This is a genomic window from Anaerococcus marasmi, assembly GCF_900290195.1.
In the GTDB taxonomy this organism is placed as follows: domain Bacteria; phylum Bacillota; class Clostridia; order Tissierellales; family Peptoniphilaceae; genus Anaerococcus; species Anaerococcus marasmi.
In genome coordinates, this window is sequence record NZ_OLMF01000004.1 from 1,757,309 (window position 1) to 1,774,345 (window position 17,037).

The 17,037-nt window shown below is 36.5% G+C and carries 21 protein-coding genes and 1 tRNA gene; 18 read left to right on the forward strand and 4 right to left on the reverse strand.

Annotated elements, in window-relative coordinates; genetic code table 11:
- Nucleotides 1-532: 532 nt before the first annotated feature.
- Nucleotides 533-1,756 (reverse strand): IS110 family RNA-guided transposase, encoded by a 1,224-nt coding sequence (locus C7D97_RS08875; RefSeq protein WP_105301683.1) that lies wholly within the window; start codon nt 1,754-1,756, stop codon nt 533-535.
- A 399-nt stretch (nt 1,757-2,155) separates the two neighbouring features.
- Nucleotides 2,156-2,232: transfer RNA gene (locus C7D97_RS08880), tRNA-Pro, on the reverse strand.
- Between the two features lie 136 nt (nt 2,233-2,368).
- On the opposite strand from C7D97_RS08880, the gene C7D97_RS08885 reads away from it, so the two are divergent.
- The 10 genes from C7D97_RS08885 (at nt 2,369) to C7D97_RS08930 (ending at nt 9,313) form a co-directional block, all read left to right on the forward strand.
- On the forward strand, nt 2,369-2,842 hold the full coding sequence (locus C7D97_RS08885) for a ribonuclease domain-containing protein (protein WP_105301684.1): 474 nt from the start codon (nt 2,369-2,371) through the stop codon (nt 2,840-2,842).
- The gene (locus C7D97_RS08890; protein ID WP_105301685.1) at nt 2,839-3,093 is read left to right on the forward strand and encodes a barstar family protein; all 255 of its coding nucleotides are present in this window, start codon (nt 2,839-2,841) and stop codon (nt 3,091-3,093) included. Before C7D97_RS08885 ends, C7D97_RS08890 begins: the two co-directional genes overlap by 4 nt.
- 6 nt (nt 3,094-3,099) lie before the next feature.
- Complete coding sequence (locus C7D97_RS08895; protein ID WP_105301686.1) at nt 3,100-3,450, forward strand: GntR family transcriptional regulator; 351 nt, start codon at nt 3,100-3,102, stop codon at nt 3,448-3,450.
- Nucleotides 3,443-4,144 carry an ABC transporter ATP-binding protein gene (locus C7D97_RS08900; protein WP_105301687.1) on the forward strand — a complete coding sequence of 234 codons (702 nt, stop codon included), beginning with the start codon at nt 3,443-3,445 and terminating at the stop codon, nt 4,142-4,144. Before C7D97_RS08895 ends, C7D97_RS08900 begins: the two co-directional genes overlap by 8 nt.
- The gene (locus tag C7D97_RS08905) at nt 4,141-4,875 is read left to right on the forward strand and encodes a hypothetical protein (protein ID WP_105301688.1); all 735 of its coding nucleotides are present in this window, start codon (nt 4,141-4,143) and stop codon (nt 4,873-4,875) included. Before C7D97_RS08900 ends, C7D97_RS08905 begins: the two co-directional genes overlap by 4 nt.
- A gap of 9 nt (nt 4,876-4,884) precedes the next feature.
- Nucleotides 4,885-5,628: an NAD-dependent protein deacylase gene (locus tag C7D97_RS08910; RefSeq protein WP_105301689.1), complete on the forward strand. Its 744-nt coding sequence runs from the start codon at nt 4,885-4,887 to the stop codon at nt 5,626-5,628.
- Nucleotides 5,618-5,989, forward strand: a complete 372-nt coding sequence (locus C7D97_RS08915) for a zinc ribbon domain-containing protein (protein ID WP_105301690.1) — start codon at nt 5,618-5,620, stop codon at nt 5,987-5,989. The genes C7D97_RS08910 and C7D97_RS08915 overlap by 11 nt, the downstream gene beginning before the upstream one ends.
- Before the next feature lie 238 nt (nt 5,990-6,227).
- The gene (locus C7D97_RS08920; RefSeq protein ID WP_105301691.1) at nt 6,228-7,409 is read left to right on the forward strand and encodes a coenzyme F420-0:L-glutamate ligase; all 1,182 of its coding nucleotides are present in this window, start codon (nt 6,228-6,230) and stop codon (nt 7,407-7,409) included.
- Between the two features lie 107 nt (nt 7,410-7,516).
- On the forward strand, nt 7,517-8,377 hold the full coding sequence (locus C7D97_RS08925) for a YitT family protein (RefSeq protein WP_105301879.1): 861 nt from the start codon (nt 7,517-7,519) through the stop codon (nt 8,375-8,377).
- 105 nt (nt 8,378-8,482) lie between these two features.
- Complete coding sequence (locus C7D97_RS08930) at nt 8,483-9,313, forward strand: hypothetical protein (protein WP_105301692.1); 831 nt, start codon at nt 8,483-8,485, stop codon at nt 9,311-9,313.
- 89 nt (nt 9,314-9,402) lie between these two features.
- Here C7D97_RS08930 and rd (C7D97_RS08935) read toward each other — a convergent pair whose 3' ends face one another.
- Together rd (C7D97_RS08935) and rd (C7D97_RS08940) are read right to left on the reverse strand one after the other, a co-directional pair.
- Complete coding sequence (gene rd, locus C7D97_RS08935) at nt 9,403-9,561, reverse strand: rubredoxin (RefSeq protein WP_015778392.1); 159 nt, start codon at nt 9,559-9,561, stop codon at nt 9,403-9,405.
- Nucleotides 9,562-9,736: 175 nt separating this feature from the next.
- Nucleotides 9,737-9,895: a rubredoxin gene (gene rd, locus C7D97_RS08940; RefSeq protein WP_004833839.1), complete on the reverse strand. Its 159-nt coding sequence runs from the start codon at nt 9,893-9,895 to the stop codon at nt 9,737-9,739.
- Nucleotides 9,896-10,030: 135 nt separating this feature from the next.
- Here rd (C7D97_RS08940) and C7D97_RS08945 point away from each other — a divergent pair, with 135 nt between their 5' ends.
- From C7D97_RS08945 to C7D97_RS08980, 8 genes are all read left to right on the forward strand, one after another.
- Complete coding sequence (locus C7D97_RS08945; RefSeq protein WP_105301693.1) at nt 10,031-10,414, forward strand: ATP-binding protein; 384 nt, start codon at nt 10,031-10,033, stop codon at nt 10,412-10,414.
- Between the two features lie 131 nt (nt 10,415-10,545).
- Nucleotides 10,546-12,369 carry a translational GTPase TypA gene (gene typA, locus C7D97_RS08950; RefSeq protein ID WP_105301880.1) on the forward strand — a complete coding sequence of 608 codons (1,824 nt, stop codon included), beginning with the start codon at nt 10,546-10,548 and terminating at the stop codon, nt 12,367-12,369.
- A gap of 8 nt (nt 12,370-12,377) precedes the next feature.
- The gene (locus C7D97_RS08955; protein ID WP_105301694.1) at nt 12,378-13,022 is read left to right on the forward strand and encodes a hypothetical protein; all 645 of its coding nucleotides are present in this window, start codon (nt 12,378-12,380) and stop codon (nt 13,020-13,022) included.
- A complete protein-coding gene (locus C7D97_RS08960; protein WP_105301695.1) occupies nt 13,023-13,667 on the forward strand; it encodes a redox-sensing transcriptional repressor Rex in 645 nt (214 codons plus the stop codon).
- On the forward strand, nt 13,668-15,587 hold the full coding sequence (abc-f, locus tag C7D97_RS08965; RefSeq protein WP_105301696.1) for a ribosomal protection-like ABC-F family protein: 1,920 nt from the start codon (nt 13,668-13,670) through the stop codon (nt 15,585-15,587).
- Between the two features lie 49 nt (nt 15,588-15,636).
- Nucleotides 15,637-16,176 carry an alkaline shock response membrane anchor protein AmaP gene (amaP, locus tag C7D97_RS08970; protein ID WP_105301697.1) on the forward strand — a complete coding sequence of 180 codons (540 nt, stop codon included), beginning with the start codon at nt 15,637-15,639 and terminating at the stop codon, nt 16,174-16,176.
- Nucleotides 16,177-16,179: 3 nt separating this feature from the next.
- On the forward strand, nt 16,180-16,470 hold the full coding sequence (locus C7D97_RS08975; protein WP_105301698.1) for a DUF2273 domain-containing protein: 291 nt from the start codon (nt 16,180-16,182) through the stop codon (nt 16,468-16,470).
- A 15-nt stretch (nt 16,471-16,485) separates the two neighbouring features.
- Nucleotides 16,486-16,938, forward strand: a complete 453-nt coding sequence (locus tag C7D97_RS08980; RefSeq protein WP_105301699.1) for an Asp23/Gls24 family envelope stress response protein — start codon at nt 16,486-16,488, stop codon at nt 16,936-16,938.
- The last annotated feature ends 99 nt before the right edge of the window (nt 16,939-17,037 follow it).

The following is a 17,037-nucleotide window of genomic DNA, read 5'->3' on the forward strand; positions in this document are numbered from 1 at the left end:
AATAAAAAATAAAAATTAATCTAAGATATTATATCAATCTCAAGAGGCTTCTCCACAAGGTCGAAGCAAGGGAACTTTTTTGAAATAGTTAATATTAATCTAACACAACACCCCTTATGTCGACCGCAGTGGAGACATCTCTTTCCAAATGTTAATTTACTATTAAAGGTTTCTAACCATCGAGCCTCACCTTCTCAAAGCCTCAAACATCAATAATTATTATAATTACTAATATAGGGAATCTTTAAAAATAAATAAAAAAAAACTAGGTTTTACAACCTAGCTTAAATTCTGGTCGGGGTGAGAGGATTCGGAATTTAGAGCCTCACCTTCTCAAAGCCGCAAGCATCAATTAGTATTACAATTAAAAATAAATACTTCTAATAAAAGTAAGCACAAAAAAACCTGCTAACAAAAGTCAAGTATAAAAGCAAATTAATTTTACTTTTATACTTGTTATTTAGAGTTTAAATTTGAGCACAGCAAATAAGCCGGTTACAATCGGCTTGTTTTAACTATAGCAATGTTAATTCTAGGCTACTTTTAACAACATCTTTTCTTGTTTTGATGCCATGACTTTTGCATAGTATATTCTTAAGAATTTATTTAATCCTGCAAATTTACATACTTTTTTAGCTTTTCCATCGTTTTCTTTTTTTACCATATACAGATATATTTCATTTTCAGGATCTTTTGCACTCATCATACATTTCATAGCTTGATAACCTACTTTTCTTAGTATTGCATTGCCTCTTTTTGTTATTTTTCTCTGATCTGCTTTAAAATTACCTGACTCATATGGCGGTGAATCTATTCCTACAAAGGATATTAAACTTTTTTTGTTTTTAAATTTTGATAAATCTCCAAATTCTGCTGTGATTTGCACTGCTAATTTATCTGATATTCCTGAGAATTTTTTTGCTTCTTGGTATTCTTCTAAGGGCTCGGCAATTTCTATCATTTGTGATAAAATAGTATGTAGAATTTGATTTATATGTTTGATCAATTCTATTCCTTCTTGTATGCTAGTCTTTATATATGAGCTACTGGAAGGTTGAGTTGAGATACTCTCCTCTGCAAGCTTGTGTATGGATTTAGCTTTATCAGCATTAGGATGGTATCTCTTTTCTTTTGCCCAGTTTTTAAAATCTTCTATGAATTTTTCTTCTGGTTTTTCTAATACTAAGTTTTTATGCCACCATATTTCTAAGAAGTCTAATAGCTTGTCTTTTGAAAAGTCTCCTGAAGCGTGTGGAATTAATTTTTTTATTCCTGGAAATGTTTGGCTTATTGTTTGGTCTATGAAGTTCATTTGATTGATTCTTAGGTCCATATAGTGCTGATAGGATCTGTTTAATTCTTTTAGGACTCTGAAATTTTCTGAATCTATTTTGTGTTCTTGTAATTCTTTCCAGTACATTAAGCCATATTCTGCTATTTGTATGGCATCTATATTATCATTTTTTGCTTTTCTAAAGTTGAGTACTCGGCAAAACTGTTTCATTTTTAAGGGATTTACCACAGTTACAAAGTATCCTTTGTCTTTTAATTCATAGAGGATTGGAAGATGGTATTTACCTGTTGCTTCCATGATTATCTTGACTTCTTCATTTAACGTATCTAGTTTCTTTAAAAATTCTTCTACTTTTGTTTTCTTAAGATGGACATCAAAAGGCTTCCAAATGATTTTGCTACCTTGTTCTAGTGCACAGACTGTAAACTTTTCTTTTGCTATATCTATTCCTATAGATATCATTTTATTACCCTCTTTCTTTTAATTTGTAGTTCCTACCTGCACCATTACACTCATTTTAGCTCGTGACACGGACGTTTTGCCCAACCTGCTTAACCGAATATGAATAATGAAGAGGTAGTTGACAGTTTTTGTTTCGGATGTTTTAACCCTAAGAATACATCGTCATACTACATCTTCATTATACAAAAAATAGTGCAAGATAGAAATTACTTTCTTTCTTACACTATTTATGGTACTAAAACCGGCTATCAAAGCCGGTTATCTGTTGGTCGGGGTGAAAGGATTCGGATCTTCGAGCCTCACCTTCTCAAAGCCGTAAGTATTAATTATATTTTAATTAAAATAGAAAATAAAAATAAATACAAAAAAAAAACTAGGTTTCACAACCTAGTTTAATTCTGGTCGGGGTGAAAGGATTCGAACCTTCGACCTCATGTTCCCAAAACACGCGCGCTACCAAGCTGCGCCACACCCCGTTATCAACTGACTATTATAGTATACGACATATATTTCTTTTTGTCAAATCTTTTTTGAGGAATTTTAATAATTTTCTAAAATTCCTTCCTCTCCTCCAAGAGAATCTGTTATAATGATACCATAAGGAGATAAAAAATGAAAGTCAAAAAGTATTTTTCTTATCTTTTAATTATCCTGGCCTTGATTTTTACATCTTGTAGGCTTACGAATGATAAGGATATTAAGGTAAGTGATGAGTTAATAGAAGAAAATAATGGAGAGGAAGGAAAGATTCTAGATGAGGATGGATCTTACTATAGCTTAGAGGATGTTTCCTCATACCTTGTCGAATTTAACCATCTTCCCCCAAACTATATCACCAAGAAGGAGGCAATGAATTTAGGTTGGTCTCCTAAGGATGGTAATTTGTGGGAAGTTACAGACAAGGCTGTGATTGGTGGGGATTATTTTGGAAACTTCGAAGGAAATCTCCCAGAAGGAAATTACAAGGAAGCTGACGTCAACTATAATGGCGGAAGGCGAGGAGCCGAGAGGATAGTTTTCGATGAGGATATAAATATCTACTACACCAAGGACCATTACGAGACTTTTGAAAGGATAAATCCATGATTAATATTGATGCGAACTTGTTTACTGACAAGGAAAGATTCTACGAGATTTTAAATGAGAATTTCGATTTTGATTATAAGGTAGAAAACCTAGACGCCCTTTTCGACCAGCTTATTTACGTCGACGCCTCTTTTAGGATAATCAATTATAAGATGATTTATAAAAATCTGGGTGACTACGGGGAAAAGCTAATGCGTGTTTTCCTCGATGGGGTTAAGATGTACGATTTGGATATAGATTTTATTAGTTGAGGGCTTATGACTTATAGGACAAAACAAGAAGAAATCAGAGATTTTGTTGCTTTGGAGATTATTTCAGGAAAACTTAAGGATGGTGATAAGCTCTATGCCAAGACCTTTTTTACCAACAAGTTTAAGGTAAATCCATCCTACGTGGACCTTGCAATCGCGAGCATGATTAAGGCAGGCTTCGTCTTTGAGGCTGTTGATTATTATTATCTTATTGTAAATGATGATATTATAAGAAGGCTAAAGGATGAGTTTTCCAATAGATTTATAAATGAATTTTTGGATAATATGAAATCCCTTGGCCTTGATTATGAAAAGGCCCTAAGGCTATTAGAAATGAGGGGAATGGCCAATGGATAAGATTATTACAATTGATAATTTAACAAAAAAATATAAGGAGACCCTTGCTATTGATGATTTAAGTCTAGAAATTGAAAAGGGCAAGGTCGTGGGCCTCCTGGGTCCTAATGGATCAGGCAAGTCGACTCTCCTTAAGCTTATAGTGGGTCTTTTGAGGAAGGATTCTGGAAAGATTTTAATCGATGGGAAAAGTCCTGGTGTCGAGACTAAGTCTATGATCTCCTACTTGCCAGATTCATATTATCTTTATGAGAAGCTTACTGTAAGGGAGACAATAGATATGTATGGAGACTTCTATAAGGATTTTGACAAAAAGCAAAGCGACAAGCTCCTTGATTATTTGAGTATTCCTCGTGATAAGATGACCAAGGATCTGTCCAAGGGTCTTAGGGAAAGACTTCTTATTAGCCTTAATTTATCGAGGGATGCTGATATTTTTATAATGGATGAGCCTGTAGATGGGGTCGATCCAGTTGCCAAACAGGCAGTAATCGATATGGTTATAGAAAAGATGGGGAGGGATACGACTTTTATTATAACGACCCACCAGATAGGCGATTTGGAAAATCTCTTCGAGGATATCATCTTTCTAGATAAGGGCAAGGTCCTTATGCACAAGGATGCGATTGCGATTAGAGAAGAAAACAAGATGGAAATTTCTGATTATTACAAGGAAGTGTATGGCTTATTATGAGAAACTTTATCAAATACGATTTGAAAACTAACAAGACCTATATCTTTACTATCTTGTTGATCCAACTTATAATCATGCTTTCTATAATCCTTGTCAAATCCTTTGTGGGCCTAAGCTTTTTTCTTAGAAATAGGCTTATAACAGATATATTATTTATATCAAGTATAATATTTTTTGTAGGAGTGAATTTGATTTTTGTAATCAACTTCCTTTACAAGGATTATTTCACGCAAAGAGCGAGGCTTACCTTTAGTCTGCCAATTACTAGGAGCACCTTCCTTTTGGCGAAAATTTTAGGCCTTGTAGCCTTCTATCTAATAAGCGGCCTTATTTTTACTATAAGCCTCTATCTTTTAGGCTACAGTATAGGAGGAGATTTTATCTACTACATGGTCTTTGGACTACTCGTAGATGTATTGCTAGGTCAAGTTTTGAATTTGAATATGGCAAGGACTCGCTTTACTGGAAGAGTGTCTTGGCTTTTCATGATTATCAACTTAACTTTAATAATCATACCTGCCATAATCATAACCCAGTTTTCGGCTCTTGTGCTCGTAAATGGAAGGCTTGTAAGATATCCTGGCATGGGGCTTGCTTTTATCTTTCCCTTTGCTATTGGAGAGGGAGGCCTTTATAAGATAATCACTCCCCTAGTTTATTATGTCCTAGTGAATGTAGTATTGTTTTTGGTAAACAGAAGATACATCGATGAGAAGCTAGATTTATCATAGGAGGATCTTATGGAAGAAATTAATAAAGTTAAAGAATTAATCAAAGATTCTAATAATATAGTGTTTTTTGGAGGAGCTGGAGTATCGACAGCATCTGGAGTGCCTGACTTTAGATCAGCTACAGGCCTTTACAATAGGGAAAATGACTCCAAGTACTCACCTGAATATATGCTAAGCCATGAGTTTTTCGTAGACCATCCAGATGAGTTTATGACTTATTGTAAAAACAATCTCATGCTTGAAGGCATAAAGCCAAACAAGGCCCACCTTGCTCTTGCGAAACTTGAAAAGATGGGTAAGCTTAAGGGAGTTATCACCCAAAATATAGACAGCCTCCACCAGGAAGCAGGAAGTAAAAATGTAATCGAACTTCACGGCAATCTCCGTGATTATTATTGCACCAAGTGCGGCAAAAGCTTCGACCTTTCCTATGTAAAAGGCTTTGCTGATGTGGCAACTTGTGATGCTTGCGGTGGGATTGTTCGCCCTGACATTGTCCTTTACGGCGAGGGCCTTGACCAAAACAATATTAGCTATGCAGTAAATCTTATAGCAAATGCTGATATCCTAATAGTAGGAGGGACTTCTCTAGTAGTCTATCCTGCGGCAGGACTATTGGATTTCTACAAGGGTGGTAAGCTTGTTTTGATCAACAAGGACCCAACCAGCAGGGATGCTAGGGCAGATTATGTGATAAAAGGAGATATATCCAAGATTATGGATGAGTTAGTTGAGGATTTAGATGAACAATAGAGCAGGAATTGATGAATACGGCATATTTTTGATTTGGGCAGGGATTATCCTAAGCGTGATATCCTATTTTGCCAAGTCTTCTGTCCTAAGTGGACTTTCTATGCTTTTAGTAGCCTATGCTATTTTTAGGGCTTTATCTACTAACAAGTATAAGAGAGTAGCGGAGAATAGGAAGTTTAAGGAGAAATTCATTGACCCAATCAAAAGCGAAGTAAAGACACAGAAGAAAAACAAGAAGGACAAGGACTTTAAGTATATCAAGTGCCCATCTTGCAAGCAGGAGCTTAGGATTCCCAAGCACAAGGGTAAGATTAAGGTCAAATGTCCGAAATGTAAACAAAAATTTGATGCTAGAAGTTAATTTTAGCATCTTTTTTTAGACTTTATAGATAAATTTGATATCGTTTTACAAAAAATAGAGAAATACTAGTAAAAATGACAAATTATTGAAGAACTTTCGTTTGTCTAAAAAATATAAAAAACTTTATTTACTATTTTCCTTTACTAGAAAAACCTTGAAAGTAAGGCGAAATTCTTTATTATGCTGTATTGTAATGGATATTTAATTATTGTATAATTCAAACGAAAGGGGAATAAATATGGAAAGAATAATTGGAACAGTATCAATGGGACTTAGAGCCCCAATAATCAAAGAAGGCGACGATCTAGTTACTACAGTTTTCAATGTAGTAAAAAAGGCAAGCGATAAGGGAGACATCACTCTTCGTGATAAGGATGTAGTCTGCATCACAGAATCTCTCGTAGCTCGTGCCCAAGGAAACTACGTAACAATAGAGCAAATCGCAGAAGATGTCAACAAGAAGTTCGACGGAGATGAGCTAGCAATCCTATTTCCAATCCTAAGCAGAAATAGATTCTCAATTCTCTTGAAGGCCTTTGCCCTAACAGGTAAGAAACTTCACATCTGCCTATCCTACCCACAAGATGAAGTAGGAAACTGGCTAATAGATGAGATGGACCTATTTAACTCAGACGTAAACCCTTACCAAGACGTGCTCGATATGGATGAGTACAAGAAGCTTGCAGGAGATTACAAACATGAGTTTACTGGTATATCTTACCCAGACTTCTACAAGGAAATTGCACCAAACTCAGAAATTCATTTTCTAAACAATCCTGTAGACGCCCTCAAATTCACAGATCAAGTCCTAGTATCTTCAATCCACACAAGAAATCTTGTCAAAAGACAACTTGAAGAAAATGGAGCGAAAAAAGTACTAAAACTTGACGAAATCATGACTGAATCAATAGATGGATCTGGCTTTAACGAAGAATATGGACTTTTAGGATCTAACCTATCTACAGATAATAAGGTAAAACTTTTCCCAAGAGGTGGACAAAACTTCGTAGATAGCCTACAAAAAAGACTAGTAGATGAATTTGGTAAGCAAATCGAAGTTATGATCTACGGTGACGGAGCCTTCAAAGACCCAGTAGGAAAAATCTGGGAGCTTGCTGATCCAGTTGTTTCCCCAGCATTCACAGATGGCCTAGTAGGCACACCTAATGAAATTAAGATCAAATATATAGCCGACACAGAGCTAGAAGAACTTTCTGGAGAAGAAAGAGATGAGGCTATTAGAGAAAAAATCACCCACAAGGCTGATAAGTTGATCGGAAAAAACGAAACACTCGGTACAACTCCAAGACAAATCACAGATCTTCTAGGATCTCTCTGCGACCTAACAAGTGGTTCTGGAGATAAGGGAACACCAATCATCCTAATCCAGGGATATTTCGACAACTATTCAGATAATTAAAGGAGATAAAATTGCAAGAAGGTCCTCACCCACAAGAAAAAAAACGCAAGTATTCCATAAACTCCTATCTAGAAGATAGGAATAAGAGAATATACAACCACGATCCTATGAGCAAGCAAAAGAGGATATTTTTGATGAGTTTCGCAGCGATCTTTATGGCCTGCGGAACCCACTTTTTCAAATATCCCAACAGCTTCGTAATAGGAGGAGTCGAGGGAATGAGTATCATAGCGAGTATGTTTGTGCCTTTCACTAGGCCCCAACTTACCTTGTTTATCAACTTAACCCTCCTTGCAATTGCCTTTTTTGTTCTGGGAAAGAAATTCACCCTAAGGACCGGCTATGTTGCAATCCTTAACTCTCTGGCAGCTCTTGCCTTAGATAAGCTTATCCCAATAAATGGGACCCTTACGGATAATACCATGCTCGAGCTGTTTTTTACCCTTATAATGAGCTCGGTTGGATCTGCTATCTTGTTTAACATAGCAGCAAGCTCCGGTGGAACTGATATCATTGCAATGATAGTCAAAAAATACACCCACCTTGAAGTAGGTAAGGCTCTTCTTTTCGTAGATTCGCTCTTCACCCTTGCTTCAATTTGGGTATTTGGCATTGAGATAGGTCTATTTTCTATCTTCGGTCTCCTTGTCAAGGGTCTTTGCGTAGATATAATAATTTCATCTATGAACCAGGCCAAGATGTTTATAATCATAACATCAAAGACTAAGGAAGTAGGATCTTTCATTAAAGAAGACCTCAATAGGTCAGCGACTGTGATAAATGCCAAAGGTCTTTACATGGGAAGGGACTTTACAGTTTACCTATGCACGACAAGCAAGATGGAAGCACCTAAGTTTAGGATATTTATCAAAAGTATCGACCCAAAAGCCTTTATAACAGTCCTTAACACATCGACAGTTATGGGCAAGGGCTGGTATCAAACTGATGAAATATCTGACAATAACTAAGAGCCTCTGGCTCTTTTTTTCTTCTAGAAAGCTTGTTAAAATATGTGAGAAATTTGAGTATTGTTCTTTAAGAGTGTAAAATATAAGTAAGATTGTGGGGGAAATATGAGAAGATACAAAAGAATCCTCCTTGGTCTAGCCCTTAGCCTATCGCTTATTTTTTTATCTGAACCGATTTCTCTAGCCGATGAAGAAAGCTCAGAAAATCTTACAAAAACGGAAACTAGCGAATCCCAGGGTGGGACTGGGGAAGAAAAAGATAAATTAATAATTACAGAAGAACCGGCGCAAAGGGCTGTAGCTCCTGAAAAATCAGAAGAAGAATCTCAGGCCGAAACAAATGAGGCATCTAATGATAGAGGCCAGGAAAAAGAAAAAAGTCCAGAAGAAAATAAAGCACAGGTAAATAATAAAGAAGAAAACAAAGAGGAAAAAGCAAAAAATCTTACTCCTGCTAAGGAAGTGAGCCCTCCTTCAAAGGAAAGTGCCGACAAGGCTAATGATAAAGAAAAGCCTGAGAAAAAAGATACAAAAAAACTTGAGACAAAGCCAGAGACAAGCGAAAAATCAAAGGTAGAAGTAAGGACAGACAAAGCCCAAAACACAAAATCTGAAGGTAAAGATTCTGATACAAAAACAGATGATAAGCCAAGGACTAAAACAGATCAAGACGAGTCTTACATAGAAAATTCAAACCAAGGAACAGAGACTAATACCTATCTAGAAAATCAAAAAAATGAAACTCTAGTTCTCGAAGTCGGTTCAAATGATAATAAGAACAAGAATAAAGAGATGAATCTTAAGACTAGGGCCGAACTAAAGGAGGAGGAAGCAGGTGCAGATAGGATTTATATCCATCTTGTAGGTGTCTTTGCCTTAAGCTTTATGGCTGTGATTTTGATAAAAGTTATAAAAACCAAAATGAAAGAAGCATAGAATAACTCCAAGATAAAAAGACTTGGAGTTATTTTATGCCTATAATTAAATTTTTACAAAAAAGAGGGCTAGGCCCTCCTTAAATAATCTTATTCTTGAGCTTCGAACATATCTTTTGTAGCGCCACAAACTGGGCAAACCCAATCTTCTGGAAGTTGGTCGAATTCTGTTCCTGCTTCAACTCCGTTGTCTACATCTCCTTCAGCTGGATCATAGATATATCCACATGCTGTACAAACATATTTCATATTAGAATGTCTCCTTTCATTCATATTACATTTTTATTATACCATATTTTAAGGAAAATAACATCGTTTTCTTAACAAAGATTTTCCTAAACTTTAAGTTATATGTTTATTAATAAACTTACTTAAAAATGGAAATAAGAAAAGGGAAACACTAGGCTTCCCTTAATTAATATTTTTATTCTTGAGCTTCGAACATGTCTTTGCCAACACCACAAACTGGGCAAACCCAATCTTCTGGTAGTTGATCAAATTCTGTACCTGCTTCGATACCGTTGTCTACATCTCCTTCAGCTGGATCATAAATGTATCCACATGCTGTACATACGTATTTCATATTAGAATGTCTCCTTTCATTCGTTTTATGTTTATATTATACCACTAATTGGAAATTTTAAACATTGTTTCTTAATCCTTTTACTAGAAGAATACTTTTGATATTTTTGGGTATTAAAAATATAGGGAGAGCAAAATGGATATCATACGACGACAGATGAATACAGACATCGATTCTATAAAACAATTTAACAAAGATGCAATGAATCTTGCTAGAAAAACTTTCGATGATAAGGATCTTATCTTCAATATTAGACTTATCCTAGATGAACTTATCATAAATTCCTATAAACATGGAAACAAAAAGGTCTATGACAGAAAGATTAACTGCCTAGTCCTAGTAGATGAAAAGTATTGCCTAGTCAAGGTAAGGGATGAGGGTTGCGGCATACCTCTGGAAAACGAAACGGATTTTTTCTCAGATCATGGCAGGGGACTTATGTTAGTTAGGGCAATCTCTGATAGCCTAGTCATAAAAGAAAACGTAATAGCTGCACTAATTCTTAATAAAAAGATATAAATTAACAAAAAATTTGCAAATATATGTATTTAACATCCGAAAAAGGATGTTTTTTTGTCGTTTAATATTGATAAGATATTAACATGGGATATAATATATTGATAGAATTTGTTAGAAGGAAAGAAGGTTTTATGAAAAGAGAAGATATTAGAAATGTAGCCATTATAGCCCACGTTGACCATGGTAAGACAACCCTCGTAGATGGTCTTTTGAGGACTAGTGGTTTATTTAGAGATAACCAAGAAGTAAATGAGAGAGTAATGGATTCAAACACCATCGAAAAAGAACGTGGAATCACTATTCTTTCTAAAAATACTGCAGTTTTTTATAAAGATAAGAAGATTAATATCATAGACACTCCAGGCCACGCCGACTTTGGTGGAGAGGTAGAGAGAGTTTTAAATATGGCAGAGTCTGTTGTCCTTGTAGTCGACAGCCACGAAGGCCCTATGCCACAAACAAAGTTCGTCCTAAAGAAGGCAATTGAGCTAGGTCTTCCTGCAATTATCTGTATCAACAAGGTAGATAGGCCAGATCAAAGAATCGACGAGGTAGAAGATGAAATCCTAGATCTTTTCATAAGTCTTGATGCAGATGAGTCTTACTTAGAAAGTCCTTTTGTCTACGCATCAGCCAAAAACGGTTGGGCATCAAATGAGAAAGGAACTGTCAAGGAAGATATGACAGACCTTCTAGATACCATCATAGACTACACCCCAGCCTTTGAGGCAGAAGAAGATGCTCCTTTCAAGGTCCTTGTTTCTACAACAGATTACAACGATTATCTTGGAAGAATTGCAATTGGAAAAGTAGAAAGTGGTGTGATTAGGAAAAATGACAACGCAGTAATCACTAACTACAACGACAAAGATAGACATCTTAAGTCAAAGATCGTTACAATCTACGAATTTGATGGTTTAGAGAGAAAGGAAGTTGAAGAGTCTAAGTTTGGTTCAATCGTTGCCCTTTCTGGTATGGAAGATATCAACATCGGAGATACTGTAGCAACTGAAGAAGATTTTGAACCAATAGAGTTTACCAAGATTTCTGAGCCAACCCTATCTATGACTTTTTCTGTAAACGACTCGCCATTTGCAGGTCGTGACGGAAAATATGTAACAAGTAGACACCTTAGAGACAGACTCCTTAAGGAAAGAGAAACAGATGTTTCCCTAAGAGTAGAAGCGACAGATACTACAGAGGCTTTCAAGGTATCAGGTCGTGGCGAGCTCCACCTTTCAGTTCTTATCGAAAACCTAAGACGTGAAGGTTATGAATTCCAAGTTTCAAAGCCAGAAGTTATGTTTAAGGAAGACGAAAACGGAAAGAGAACCGAGCCAATCGAGATTGCGACAATTGACGTAGACCAAGAATATTCTGGCTCCATTATAGAAAAACTCGGCCGTAGAAAGGGCGAGATGATCGATATGAAACCATCAAGCTCAGGCTACAACAGACTAGTCTTCAGGATCCCTGCCAGAGGCCTTATAGGCTACAGGACAGAGTTTATGACAGATACAAAGGGTACAGGTATCCTTAACTCCGAATTCGAAGGATATGACCGTTACAAGGGCGATATGGAGACAAGAAGCGTAGGCAGTCTAATAGCAAGTGAGACAGGAATTGCTACAGCCTACGGACTAAACTCTGCCCAAACTAGGGGCCAACTTTTCGTAGAACCAAGCGATGAGGTCTACGAAGGACTCGTAGTCGGAATGAACGCCAAGGGACTCGACATAGACGTAAATGTCTGCAAGAAGAAAAAGCTCACCAACACTCGTGCTAGCGGAAGCGATGATGCTATAATGCTAACACCTGCCAAAAAAATGTCGGTAGAAGAGATGATGGAATTTGTAGAAAAAGACGAGCTAATTGAAATCACACCAAACCACCTAAGAATTAGAAAAAGAATTCTAGATTCAAACCTAAGGTACAAATCAAAGAAGAATAATTAGAGGTTCTTATGCTAAAAACGACCGAGAGGAATCTAAGTTTGCTAATCGCTCTGGCAACAATTTTGGTATTTGCCCTAACTCTTGCCGGAGTTTTTGTAAACAATGCCCTAGTAGGGCTTCTGTGGAATGGGCTATTTCTACTAAGCTGGCTAATGATGCTAGCTTTCGGTCTTATCGTCCTATTCGATAAGAAAGCCATGGGCTTTTCCATACTTACTGGAATAGTTACAGGCCTTGCCTTTTTTGCCCTAAGCGCCCATGCCCTTGTAATTCTAGCAAGATTCATCCCACAGCTTTCAGAAAATATAATCTTGCCTAATATAGCTTTACTAAAGCACAGTCAGATGATTTTCTATACGTCTTTGATACTTGTTTATTTTATTCATATTATAAATTACATAAGGCTTAATCCCCAAAGAAATTTTGAAACTGGCCTTGATGTTAAAGACGAATCTATAGAAGAAGATAAGATAGAAGAAATAAAAGAGCTCGAAGATTCAAGAAATACTGAAGGAAAAATTCCAGATAATAGGGACAGAGACCTAAGTGAAGAAGACTTAAAGATTCTAAACTCCCACAAAGATCCCCTAGATTTTCTAGAAGATGAAGAAGATAAGAATGAAAGCACAAATAATGAAGGAATGGAGGAATAAATGGCTAAGCAAAATATTTCATTATCAGTAATCAAGAGGCTGCCAAAGTACTACAGATACCTTGAAAGCATCAATGAAAAAGGAATAATTAGAGTTTCATCTAAGGAACTATCAGAGATCACTGGTCTTACAGCCAGCCAAATCAGACAAGACCTAAACCATTTCGGTTGTTTCGGCCAACAAGGCTATGGTTACAATGTAAGTGAGCTAATCGATGAACTATCCAAGATCATTGGAGTTGACAAGAAATATTCCATGGTCCTAATAGGTTTTGGTAATATAGGCCATGCTCTTTATAAGTATAGATCATTTAGAGACCTAGGCTATGAATTTAAGGCTGTGTTTGATAAAAACCCTGAGATTGTAGAAGATACTACAAGTGATGAAGTAGAGTTTTATAATGTAGACAAACTAGAAGATTACCTAAAGGATAATCAAGTAGACATAGGAATTATCGCAACACCAAAAGAAGCTGCCCAGGATATAACAGACATACTTTGTGAGGGTGGAGTCAAGGGTATTTGGAACTTCTCTCCAGTAGATCTTAAGGTTACAAACAACGTCGTGATTGAATCAGTTCATCTAGACGAGTCCCTCTTTACTCTAACCTACTTTATGAACTCTCCAGAGGACTTTATATTTTAGATGAATGTCCTAACAGCATCTAACCTAGCCAAATCCTATCCCTTAAAGGATATCTTCTCATCTGTTAGCTTTAGGATTGAAAAGGGCGATAAGGCAGGTCTTATTGGGGCGAATGGAGCAGGAAAAACTACCCTATTTAATATCCTAACTGGAGAGATAAGCCCGGATTCTGGAGAGATCTATATAGCGGGTGACACAAAGGTGGGTTACTTAAAACAAATCTTAAGTCTCGATACAGATATGACCATCTACGAATTTGTCCTGGGAGCCTTCAAGAATCTCCTTGCTATTGAAAGAGAGATGAGAGAGCTTGAAAGACAAATGGCAGTAGAAGAAAATCCAGATAGGCTTGATACTATTATGAAAGCCTACACGGAAAAAAGCGAGAAGTTTGCCGATAACAATGGCTACGCCATCAAAAGTGAAATCGAAGGCACCCTTACTGCCATGGGCTTTGCTAGGGATGAATTTGATAAAAATATCTCTGAGCTTTCAGGTGGACAAAAGGCAAGAGTCGAGCTTTCTCATTTGATCTTGGAAAAGCCAGATCTTATCCTACTTGATGAGCCGACCAACCACTTAGACATTGGAGCTATCCGTTTTCTAGAAAACTTCGTCAAAAACTACAAGGGATCTGTCATAGTTATAAGCCACGATAGGTATTTCCTTGATAATACGGTAAACAAGATATTTATGATGGAAAATGGTCGCCTAGAATCTTATGATGGAAACTATACGACCTTTATGGCCAAGAGGAAAAAGGATCTTGAGGTAAGAATTCACCAATACAAGTCCCAACAAAAAGAAATCGAAAGACAAGAAGAAATTATAGATAGATTAAAAAACTTGGGAGGATCCAAGAGAAAGAGGGGAATCTCCCAATCTCGTTCTAGACAAAAACTCTTAGATAAGATGGAGAGAATCGAAAAGCCGGTAGAGCTAAGAGATACCATGCATCTAAAGTTTACCCCACGTATCCAATCAGGAGTGGATGTCCTAAGGGTAAAGGACCTCGAAAAATCCTACGGAGCGGATGAGATTTTCTCAAATATCACTTTCGACCTCTATAGGAAGGAAAGATGCGCCATTATTGGGGAAAATGGTGTAGGAAAGACCACGCTTTTTAGGATTATCATGGGAGAAGAGAATAAAAATGGGGGAGATTTAAGGATTGGTCAATCTGTAAACATAGGCTACTTCGACCAAGAACAAAAGTCTCTTGACCTTGATAATACCATTTTTGAAGAAATATCTAAGACCTATCCTATGCTTACCAACTACGAGATAAGATCTTACCTTGCCAAGTTTATGTTCTATGAAGATGACATAGATAGAACTATAGGAGAGCTTTCCGGTGGGGAGAGGGCGAGGATTTCCCTCCTTAAGCTTATGATATCAGATACCAACTTTATCTTAATGGATGAGCCAACCAACCACCTTGACATTGATTCAAAGGAAATCCTTGAAGATGCCATCCTGGACTATGAGGGAACAGTCCTAATCATAAGCCACGACAGATACTTCCTAAACAAAATAGCCGTGAAGATTCTCGATATGAAAAGCGACGGTATGGTTGAATATCTCGGAAACTACTCTTATTATGAGAAAAAACTTCGCGAGATGAGCCTAGAAGATGAAAAGAAGGAAACTCTAACTAAGACTGAAATCAAAAAACAAAGGCAAAAAGAAAACATCAAAAAAAGCGAGCTTAGAAAGATTAAAAACGATATAAGAGATATCGAAAATCGCTTAGGAGAAATAGACGATGAGATCAAGTCCTTGACGGAGTTAACCATGTCGGAAGGCTTCTATGACGATAATGAAAAGGTAGGAGAAACTTTTGCCAAGATCAAAGAACTTGAAGAGGAAAAAGAAAATCTCGACCACACTTGGTTAGAATTAAGCTTAAAAATAGAATAAAAAAGATTAAAGCACCTTTTAGGGGGTATGTATATACTAAGGAGGGCTTATGGGAACATTTAAAAGAGTAATATTTTCCGTAATGACTGTAGTATTGATCCTCTTGGGTGCTATTTTTCTATCTGTAGGACTCATGAAGCTTGATATGCTATTTGACATCCTCTACTATTTACAAAATCCTAACGTAAGAATTGGAGTTATGGTTGTGGGCGGACTACTTTTGTTATTTGCAATAATAGTTATAGTTGACCTAATCATATCTTCTAACAGCGACTACGAATATCTCAAAGAAGACGAGAAAGGCTCTGTCCTAATCAAGAGAAACTCCCTCGAGCATACTGTAAAGACAGCCGTAGAATCAAAAGGCTTAGAGGCTTTGCAGACGGGAGTAGAGATATTAGCGAAGGATGAGAAAATCAATGCAAAAACTAAGGTTCAAGTTGACGCGAGTAGGGACTTAAGTCTCTTATCAGAAGAGCTAAAATCTGAAATAAGAAAATCTTTAACAGATCTTACAGGAATTTCTGACGTCAATGTAGACGTACTCTTTGACAAGAGGGAACCTAGTTTGGAAGGAAATAAGAGGTAGTAGATGGACAATTTAAGAAATGAAAATCAAAAAGGATTCACTGTCTATGACCTGGAAATGAGGAGAATGGATAGGGAAGATGAAGAAAAGGCCAAAAGACAGGCTTTTTATAGGAGAAACAAGGCGAAGATAATAGCTTGTATCTTGGGCATCCTTACCATCTTTTGTCTATTTAACTTCGGGTTTTTTAGAACTTTAGGAATTTACATTGTAATGTTTATAGCTTATACTATAGGTGCCTACTTTGATAGGGACGTAAGGTATATTAGTTTTTTGAAAAGATTTTTTAGATAATAATAGGAGGAAATTATGACAGAAAAAAAAGACAGAATTGAAGAAATTAACGACGGTAGAGAACTAGAATATGAAGAAAGCAAACTTATCATTGAAGATAAGGTAGTTGCCAAGATTGCAAGAATTGCTATCAATGGTGTTGATGGTATCCTTGAAATGAAAGGAAACATTGCAGATTCTATTGGATCTTTCTTCTCAGGACGTGAAGAACAATCAACAGCAGGCGTAAGCGTTGAAGTTGGCGAAAAAGAAGCTAAAATCGACCTTGATGTAATCATTGAATATGGTAAAAACGCTACAAGAATCTTCCAAGATATCAAAAGAGCCGTAACCAACAACATCAAAGAAATGACAGGACTTGATGTAGTAACTATCAATGTTGACGTTGTAGATGTTATGACAAGACAAGAATACGAAAAGAAAAATAAAGAAAGCAACAAAGAAAGAGAAGAACAAAATAGATACTAATCGATAGTCTCTTCTGGACTTATGCAAATAACCTTGCTAACTTCGCTTTAAAAGCTTGATTAAAAATTAAAGGCCTAGATTTTAAGGCGAAAGAATTAG